This is a genomic window from Gemmatimonas sp. (assembly GCF_044345575.1).
Taxonomy (GTDB): Bacteria; Gemmatimonadota; Gemmatimonadetes; order Gemmatimonadales; family Gemmatimonadaceae; genus Gemmatimonas.
In genome coordinates, this window is sequence record NZ_JBIJAW010000130.1 from 1 (window position 1) to 8,843 (window position 8,843).

At 69.2% G+C, this 8,843-nt stretch carries 6 protein-coding genes; 1 reads left to right on the forward strand and 5 read right to left on the reverse strand.

What is annotated here, in order from left to right; translation table 11 throughout:
- Window positions 1-1,840: PHP domain-containing protein (locus ACIQ6O_RS09255; RefSeq protein ID WP_396207500.1), on the reverse strand; the 1,840-nt coding region annotated here is incomplete at its 3' end.
- A 125-nt stretch (window positions 1,841-1,965) separates the two neighbouring features.
- Here ACIQ6O_RS09255 and ACIQ6O_RS09260 point away from each other — a divergent pair.
- A complete protein-coding gene (locus ACIQ6O_RS09260; RefSeq protein ID WP_396207501.1) occupies window positions 1,966-2,400 on the forward strand; it encodes a PAS domain-containing protein in 435 nt (144 codons plus the stop codon).
- Here the strand turns inward: ACIQ6O_RS09260 and ACIQ6O_RS09265 are convergent.
- The 4 genes from ACIQ6O_RS09265 to ACIQ6O_RS09280 form a co-directional block, all read right to left on the reverse strand.
- On the reverse strand, window positions 2,384-3,607 hold the full coding sequence (locus ACIQ6O_RS09265) for an ectonucleotide pyrophosphatase/phosphodiesterase (RefSeq protein ID WP_396207502.1): 1,224 nt from the start codon (window positions 3,605-3,607) through the stop codon (window positions 2,384-2,386). The two genes, ACIQ6O_RS09260 and ACIQ6O_RS09265, sit on opposite strands and share 17 nt — an antisense overlap.
- A gap of 59 nt (window positions 3,608-3,666) precedes the next feature.
- A complete protein-coding gene (locus ACIQ6O_RS09270) occupies window positions 3,667-6,357 on the reverse strand; it encodes a cation-translocating P-type ATPase (RefSeq protein WP_396207503.1) in 2,691 nt (896 codons plus the stop codon).
- 160 nt (window positions 6,358-6,517) lie between these two features.
- Complete coding sequence (locus tag ACIQ6O_RS09275; protein WP_396207504.1) at window positions 6,518-8,245, reverse strand: hypothetical protein; 1,728 nt, start codon at window positions 8,243-8,245, stop codon at window positions 6,518-6,520.
- Window position 8,246: 1 nt separating this feature from the next.
- Window positions 8,247-8,843 (reverse strand): hypothetical protein (locus ACIQ6O_RS09280; protein WP_396207505.1); only part of this gene is annotated, 597 nt, incomplete at its 5' end.

Sequence of the window (8,843 nt, forward strand, 5' to 3'; positions counted from 1 at the left end):
CGAGTGGACCGAGATGTGCGCGTTCGTCGTTGGCCAGTTTTCGCTCGGCTTGCAGGTCGATGAGCTGGGGCCAAGTGGCGTCGCGTTCGGTGACGCCCTTTGGGGAACGCGTACTCACGGAGCTCACCGAGGTGGGTGAGGGCACAGAGGACTGCTTGAGGCTGGAGGCGACTTTGCGGGCGTTCTCGCGGATCACACGTGCCTTGGTTGTTGCTTCGGTACCGCTGATCATGTGCTGACCGAGTACCGCCGCCGTGTGTGTGCCGCCGGTCAAGCTCCCGTTGTTCAAGCTCCCGTTGTTCAAGCTCCCGTTGTTCAAGCTCCCGCTTCCCAAGCTTCCGTTGTTCGTCCTGTCCGTGCGGTTCTCCGTGCCCTCACCTCCCTCCGTGCTCTCCGTGTGATCGCGTCCCCCCGCCCCAGCCGCATCCACCCGCAACGCCTCCGCCGTACTCTTCGCACTGAACCGGTCACTCAGTGCCGCCAGCATGTCCGCCTGCTCCGTGCTGAACCCCAGCACGCGCGCTGCGTCACGTACCGCACTCCGCCCGCGCCAGGTGATCTGTTCGCACACCATGGCGGCGTGTTCTCGGCCGTAGCGGTTGTACACGTACTGCAGCACGCGCTCGCGATCGCGGTGCGCGAAGTCGATGTCGATGTCGGGCGGCTCCTGCCGGTCTTCGCTGAGAAACCGCTCGAAGAGCAGCTCCATGCGGATGGGGTCGACCGCGGTGATGCCGAGGCAGAAGCAGACGGCGGAGTTGGCCGCGGAACCGCGTCCCTGACAGAGAATCCCCTCGCGCCGCGCGAAGCGCACGATGTCCCACACGATGAGGAAGTAGCCCGCGAGGTCGAGCTTGCGGATCATCCCCAGTTCGTGCGCCAGTTGCCGATCGTGCTTGGGTGTGCGCGTGTTCCCCCACCGCTCGTGCGCGCCGTGCTCGACCAGACGGGCGAGATACTCGCTGGCCGTGATGCCCGGTGGCAGCGGAAAGGCCGGCATGCTGGGCTTGAGCTGCTGCAGACGGAAGGCGCAGCGCGCGGCGATGTCGAGTGTGGCCCGCACGCCCTCTTCGGCGCCGCGCCACCGCTGGTAAATGCGCGCGATGGGCTTGAGCGCCCACTCGGCGTTGGGACGCAGGCGCGTGCCCATGGTGTCGAGCGTGCGTTCGTGGCGCAGCGTGAGCAGTACGTCGTGCACGATGCGCGCGTCGGGCGTGGCGTAATGCACGTCGTTGGTCACCACCCATGGCACCCCGAGTCGCGTGGCGAGGGCGCGCAACGGGTGTACGAGCGCGCGTTCTTCCGGGAGGCGATGATCCCAGCACTCCACGGCGAGGTGCGCGCCGAACACATCGCGCAGTTCACACGCCGCTGTCCACGCCTCGTCGTGGCGCGACTCGGCCAGCAACTGCGGCAGCCACCCGCGCGGGCAGCCGGTGAGGGCGGTCACCCCCTCCGCATGGCGGGTGACGAGGGCCCACGGCACGCTCGGTTTGCCGCGGTCGCTGTCCATGCGGGCGCGGGTGACGAGCGAGGCGATGTTGCGGTAGCCCTGCCGCGTTTCGGCGAGCAGCACCATGTGCGTGCGGCGTTCACCGCCGCGCCCCCCCAGTTCGGGCATGCGCACGGTGAGTTCGGCGCCCAGAATGCCGGGGAGCGCGAGCGCCTGACAGGCGGTGCCGAAGCGGACCACGCCCCCCATCTCATCGTGATCGGTGAGGGCGAGGGCGCTATACCCCAACGCGGCGGCCCGTTCGGCGAGCGACTCCGGAAGGGAGGCACCATCGAGGAGGGACAGCGCGGAGTGGCAGTGCAGTTCGGCGTATCCGGCGGCTGACATACAAACCCGAATATATACCGAAAACAAGGGAGCGGCAGGGACAGGATCGGGACCGGCCGTGAACCCCTTTCCGTGGTGCGCGCGTTATTCTTGCACGTACTTCCCCAGTACCCTGTGCCACCGCGATGTCAAAGAGCTACAAACAGCAGATCGATCAGGTCCTCGAGGCCGCCGATCACATGACCGCCGCCGAACTGGATCACTTGCCCTACGGCATGATTCAGCTCGATTCGAGCGGCCGTATTCTCCATTACAACGCGGTCGAGTCCTCGCTTGCGTCGCTGCGCCGGGAAGACGCGATCGGCAAGCAGTTCTTCACCGAGATCGCGCCCTGCACGCGCGTGCAGGAGTTCTACGGACGTTTCAAGGAAGGCGTGATTCGCGAAGCGCTCGATACGAGCTTCCGCTTCCACTTTGCCTTCAAGCAGAACCCGCGGGACGTGACCGTGCGCCTGCTCTACTCCAAGCGCACGCGCACCGTGTGGGTGCTCATTTCCGACTACGACGGCAAGCCGATCGGAGCCTCAGACCCGTCGTCGTCGGTCAGTCACGACGAGTGATGGCGAGGGAGTCCGCGTGCCCATCGTTGGGCGCGGGCTTCACCCCCAGGAGTCGGGCGAGTAGCGGGTACACATGCACGTTGGCGAAGGGCGCGAGCACGCGGCCCTGCTGAATGTCGGGCCCCGCCGCGATGAAGAGGGCGCCCATGCTGGGGAGGAAGTTGTCGTACCCGTGCGTCCCACCACGCGGCTGGCCCATGCGCAGACGCGCCGTGCTGGTGATGGTCCACCCCTCGTCGGCGAGCAGGACGAGCGGCGTGATGCGCGGATTGTCGCGGTAGTGAAAGCGCGCCGGCACACTGTCCTTGCGGAACACCTGCAGATGCGGCGTGCGACGCAGCGCCTCGTACACCGCCGGCAGCTTCCCAGGCTTCGGGGTCACGGCTGCTACGGGCATCCAGTCCACGACATCCACGTCGTTCAGGTCGAGGTAGTCGTCGAGTCGGATCACGCGTGACCCATCGATGGGGGTCATGCCATGATCGGAGACGATCACGAGGTTCACGCGCTCGCCGAGTCCGCGTGCGGCGAGTCCCGTCACGAGTGCGCCGATGAGTGAGTCGACATGGGCGATGGCCGTGTCGACCTGCGGAGCGTCGGGGCCGTGGTCGTGGCCCGCGTTGTCGGTGTTGCTGAAATACAGCGTGACGAAGCGCGGCGCCCGGTCGGCCGGCATGGTGAGCCAGTCGAGCACCTGTCGCACCCGTAGCGTATCGGGGACGCGATTGTCGAACGGCGTGTAGTACGTGGGATAGCGGCCGTTGATGGCGTAATCGCTGCCGGGCCAGAAGAACGCGGCGGTGCGCACGCCCTGTCGTTCAGCGGTATTCCAGATGGGCTCACCGCCCCACCAGCGCGGATCGCGGGCAATGAGGGTATCGCCGATGGTGAACGTGGCGCCGATGCGCGCGTCGACCATCGTGTTCGCCACGATCCCGTGGTGCTCGGGGTAGAGCCCCGTGACGATGGTGTAGTGGTTGGGGAACGTCTTGCTGGGGAACGCCGGGATCATGCGCTCGGCCCGCACACCACGCGCGGCGAGGGCGCGCAGCGTCACCGCGCCGGGGCGGGTGATGTAGTCGGCGCGAAAGCCGTCGAGCGAGATGAGGACGGTGGCGCTGCGGCCCGCCGGACCGGCGGGCGTGGCAGGTGCAGGGCGACACGCAGCCGTAAGGGCCGCGAGCATGATCAGCAGAAATCGGCGCATGCCTAAACTTCGACCGAAACCCCGGCGTCCGTAACTGACCCGTCGGCACGATACGGCGTTCACGCCGACCGCGCCCTCGCGTACAGCATACCGCGACGGGCCAACCACTTCTCGCACTCGACGGCCACGAACACCAGCGACGCGAGGCCAATGCACGTCAACAGTTCCCCCAGTGAGAGCGGCGCCGTGTGGAAGAGACGATTCATGGCCGGCACATAGATCGTCGCGCCCTGCAGCCCCAGCGTGGCGACCACCGCGAGCAGCAGGAGCGGATTGCTGGCCACACCGATCGAGAACAGCGATTGCCGTTCGGAGCGGATGGCCATGAGATGGGTGAGTTGCGACAGCGTGAGTACGGTGAACGTCATCGTTTGCCAGTGGCCGTTGCCGGTGCGCAGCGCCCACGCCTGTGTGCCAAGCGCGAGCGCGCTCATGAGCAGCCCCACCCACACGGCATGCTGCCACAGCCCGTGCGCGAGCATGCCTTCACTCGGTGGACGCGGGGGCCGATGCATCACGTCCGGCTCCGCACGCTCGGCGGAAAGCGCCAGGCCCGGAAGTCCGTCGGTGACGAGATTCATCCACAGGATGTGAATGGGGAGCAGGGGGAGCGGCAAGCCGAGAAACGGTGCGAGGAAGAGCGTCCAGATTTCGCCGGAGTTGGTGGACAGCACGAAGCGCACGAAGCGACGGATGTTGTCGTAGATGCGGCGCCCCTCGTGCACCGCCTGCACGATGGTCGCGAAGTTGTCGTCGAGGAGCACCATGTGTGATGCCTCACGCGCCACATCGGTCCCGCCGCGCCCCATGGCGATGCCGATGTCGGCGCGCTTGAGCGCCGGGGCATCGTTCACACCGTCGCCAGTCATCGCGGCGAACTCGCCGCGCGCCTGCAACGCCTTGACGATGCGCAGCTTGTCTTCGGGCGCGACCCGCGCGTACACCCGCACGTGCGCGGCCTGTTCGCGCAGCGCCTCGTCGTCCATTTCGGCGAGCGAACGGCTGGTGAGCACGGTGGCGCGGTCGTCGGCCGCGCCGATGATGCCGAGGCGCTGGGCGATCGCGCGGGCGGTCGCCGGATGATCGCCGGTGATCATGACCACCTGGATGCCGGCGCTGCGGCAGAGGCGTACCGCTTCGCGCGCTTCGTCGCGCGGCGGGTCGAGGAGCCCGATGAGGGCGAGCAGCGTCTGGTGTTCTTCGAGCGACTCGATCGGGTCACTCGGCGTCCGCCGGTCGATCGCGCAGGCCACGGCGAGGACGCGCAGACCGTCCGCGGCCATCTGCTCGGCTTGCGCGAGCAGGTCGTGGCGGGCGGTCGCACTGATCGGGAGCACGGTCTCGCTCGTCCACATATGGTCACACGCGGAGATGATGCGTTCGGGGGCGCCCTTGCTGCAGGCCACGCGTGTGTCACCGTTCACGGCGCGATGCACTGTGGTCATGCGCGCGCGTTCCGACGTGAAGGGGAGCTCGCCGATCCGTGGCCACTGTCGATGCACGGTGGCGGTGTCGACTCCCTGCTCGTTGGCCCAGCGCACGAGCGCGGTTTCCGTGGGATCTCCGACGAGTGCTCCGGTCGGCGTCTGCTGCACGTCGGTGCAGAGTGTCACCACGTCGGGTAAGGCGAGTGGGACGTCGTGGTGTGTGGCGCCGGTGGAGGCGCCGAGGTGTGGAACGTCGCTCATCTCGCGCAGGTCGCGCACGGTGTCCACGCGCATGCGGTTTTCCGTGAGCGTCCCCGTTTTGTCGGTGCAGATGTACGTCACCGAGCCCAGCGTCTCCACGGCGGGCAGTCGCCGGATGAGCGCGTGCTGCCGCACCATGCGCCGCGCGCCGAGGGCGAGTGATACGGTGACCACGGCCGGCAGCGCCTCGGGGATGGCGGCCACCGCGAGACTCAGCGCCGTCATGAACATCAGCACCGCGGGTTCGCCGCGCAGCCGCCCCGTGACGAAGATGACGATGCAGAGCCCCACCACGAGCACGGCGAGTCGCCGCCCGAAGGCCGCGAGTCGTGTCTGCAGCGGCGACCGCACATTCGACTCGGACTGCAGCAGGGTCGCGATGCGCCCCAATTCGGTGCGCATACCGGTCGCGATGACGAGGCCGGTCGCGCGGCCAGCCGCCACGCTGGTGCCTTTGTAGGCCATGGCGCGCCGGTCGCCGAGTGGGACGTTGTCCGTGGTGTTCGGCGCGATGGTCTTGTCGACGGGGAGTGATTCGCCGGTGAGTGCGGATTCGTCGATGCTGAGGCGGGCGACCTCGATGAGGCGGAGGTCGGCGGGGACGACGTGTCCGGCTTCGAGCCGTACGATGTCGCCCGGTACGAGTTCGTGCGATGGCACCGTGCACTCGACGCCGTCGCGACGGACACGGGCGCCGGGGGCGGCCATCGCGCCGAGTGCCGCCAGCGCCTTTTCGGCGCGGTACTCCTGCACGAAGCCCAGCAGGGCGTTGAGCACGACGATGGCGACGATGGCCAGGGTGTCGGCCGGCTCACCGACCACCGCGGCAATGATGGCCGCGCCGATGAGCACGAGCACCATGACGTCGACGAACTGCGCGAGCAGCATGCGCAGCGGGCCGCGGTGCGCCGTGGCCTGCAGGGCATTGTCGCCGTGCTCGGTGCGCCGGCGCATGACCTCGGCCGCGTCGAGACCGCGCGCGGGATCGACGTCGAGCGTACCGGTTACGCGTTCGACGTCCATCGTGTGCCACTGTGGGGGCACGCGGTCGGGTTCCGTCATGTGGGGCTCCATCTCCTTGCGGAGTATGGGGTGTTGCCGTCGCACCGGTGAGGGGAGAAACCCGACCCGGGCTGTGCCGACCCGCGACTCATTCGTCGAACTCAGCACCCGGAACCGATCAGTTCCGCGTCGTGGGTTTGGGTTGCGGGTGGTGAGTTGGTCAGTCGTACCAGCCTTGCAGGTACCAGCCGGCTTCGGTGTGGTACAGCAGGACATCGCCGTCGGGGGTGGCGGTGCAGCGCCAGTAGTCGCGCGCGTAGCCGTCGCCGCGCCACCAGTCGCCGCTGAGGCGTTCGGGGCCGTGCGCGCGCACGATGTCGATGCGCCGGTTGCGCCACCAGACGGCCGCGGGGATGCCGCGGGGGAGTTCGACGTCGACGGGGTCGGGGGAGGGGAGGAGGCGGAGGACGGCGGGGGGGGGTGGTGCGTCGACGGGAGGCGCTTCAACGACGGAAGCTCGAGGGGCGGAAGCTGGGACTCCGGGAGTTTGAACTACGGGAGTTGGGACTACGGGTAATGGTGCAGACGCCAGGGTGATGGCATCGGCGGGGATCCAGGCGCCGGACTCTTCGAGGCGATGGGTGTCGCGGGATTCGGGGTGCACGACCACATCACCGCGGTTGTCGGGGTCGAGCACGGCGCGCAGTCGGGCGAACACGGCTTCGGCGTTCATCGCGGTGTCACGCCAGGACGGCACGAGCAGATCGCCCTGATCGGCGGCGAGTGGTGCGGTGGCGGGAATGCTCACCGTGACGCCGATGACGGGTGCGGGAATGTCCCACCGCTCGAGCAGCGACCGGCACTGATCGAACAGCGGCTCGAGTCGCGCGAGTGGGCGCGCGGGACGGACCTCGCGGGTGATGGTGCGGTGGGGGACGCCGAGCAGCGAGGGGACGGGGCGCGGGTGCGGGATCCGGTGGGGGGTGGGGGGCGGGAGTTGGGGGATGGGGGTGGTGTCGGGCTGCGCGCGGTTCGCTGCTCCCGGCTTCCTGCTTTTGACTGCCGCCAGCGGCACCGAGTCGTCACTCGTCTCCGGCACGTGTACATGCCCGCGCAGTTCACTGCCGATCTCCTCGATGGGGTACTGCCGGCCGGCGTCGAGGACGAGCGTGATGGCCACTGCGGCGGCGGCGCGACCGTCGTGCACGCACTGCTGCACCAGACGCTGCAACTGTGCGCGCAGCACGAAGAGAATGGGTTCGGCGCTCTCCACCGCCCCGGGGAGTTCCACGCTCGCGCTGCGCGCGGCTTCCACGCGCACGAGTCCGGGGCGTCGTGGGTCATCCCCACGGGCGAGGCGCCACGCCACGAGTCCTTCGGCGCCCCATCGCTGCTCCACGTCGCCCGCGTTGAGCGCGGCGAGCGCACCGACAGTGGTGAGGCCGAGCATGCGGAGCGCGTCGCGCAGCTCGTCGGGCATGGGGACGAGCCCGAGCGGGGCGGGCGTGAGATAGTGGGCGCAGCCGCCGGGGGGGATGATGGTGGCCTCCACGCCCGACGCCCGCGCCACCGGCGCCCACGTGGCGGCGCGCGCGGCGACGCAGCTGTCGGCGATGGCCACGCGCGCATCGGGGTGCCATTCGCGCGCGATGGTGAGCAGGGTGTGCGCGAGCTGTTCCTCGCCGCCCAGCGCGTCGAAGCCGGTGGCCCCCACCCACCACATGCCTGGGGTGCCGGTGGCGGGGGTGACCTGAGGGCTCGCCGCCAGCAGTGCGGTGGTGGCGGCGAGGATGGCGTCGGCGATGGCGTGATCGTCCCACGGCCTCGTCTCCAACTCGGCGCATCGGGCCTTGGCTTCGGCGATGGTCATGCCGGCCCGCACGCCAGCGCGTCCGGCGGCCAGCGATACGACCCGCAGGCGCGCCCCGCCGGTGAGGGCGCGGGGCATGTCATCCCAATGCCGGGGCGGCGGCGGGATGGTCGGGTCGGTCTTTCCGCGGGGCCGACTGGCCTCCCCCGCCGCCGCTCGTGAGGAGCGCCCCCGTGCGTTCACGCGCGAGCTCGCGTCGCCCACGTCGTCCGAACCCGGATTCGGCCGCGCGCCTGCGCCCCCGGTACGTGGTCCAGTCGCGGGTGTGCCGGTCGAGCTCCCGTTCGATGTCGCGGGGGTCGCGATGCCCGAACCGGTCGCCGGCGATGCGGTCGCCGCCGATGCGGTCTCCCGGCTCGTCGAGTCCAGCAGCAAGTCGAGCTGGATGTCCCGGAAGGTCAGTTCCGTACAGGTCGTGGCTGGCGACGCCGAGTCCGCCCCAGGTGACAGGATGCTCGGCGGGTGCGGTTTGGCTGCCGGCGCCGACTCCGGCGTCGGTGCTGTTGCCTCGGGGCTCCCAGGGACGACGCGCGCTGCGCGCCACCCCGCGCCGATCGGGAATCTCGGAATGCGCACACACGCGACGCGCCAGGACGATGACACGGGGGACCTCGATGGGGCGGGTGGAGGTGGAAGAGGCGGCGCCCTTTTCGATGGTGATCAGGGAGCAGGGGGC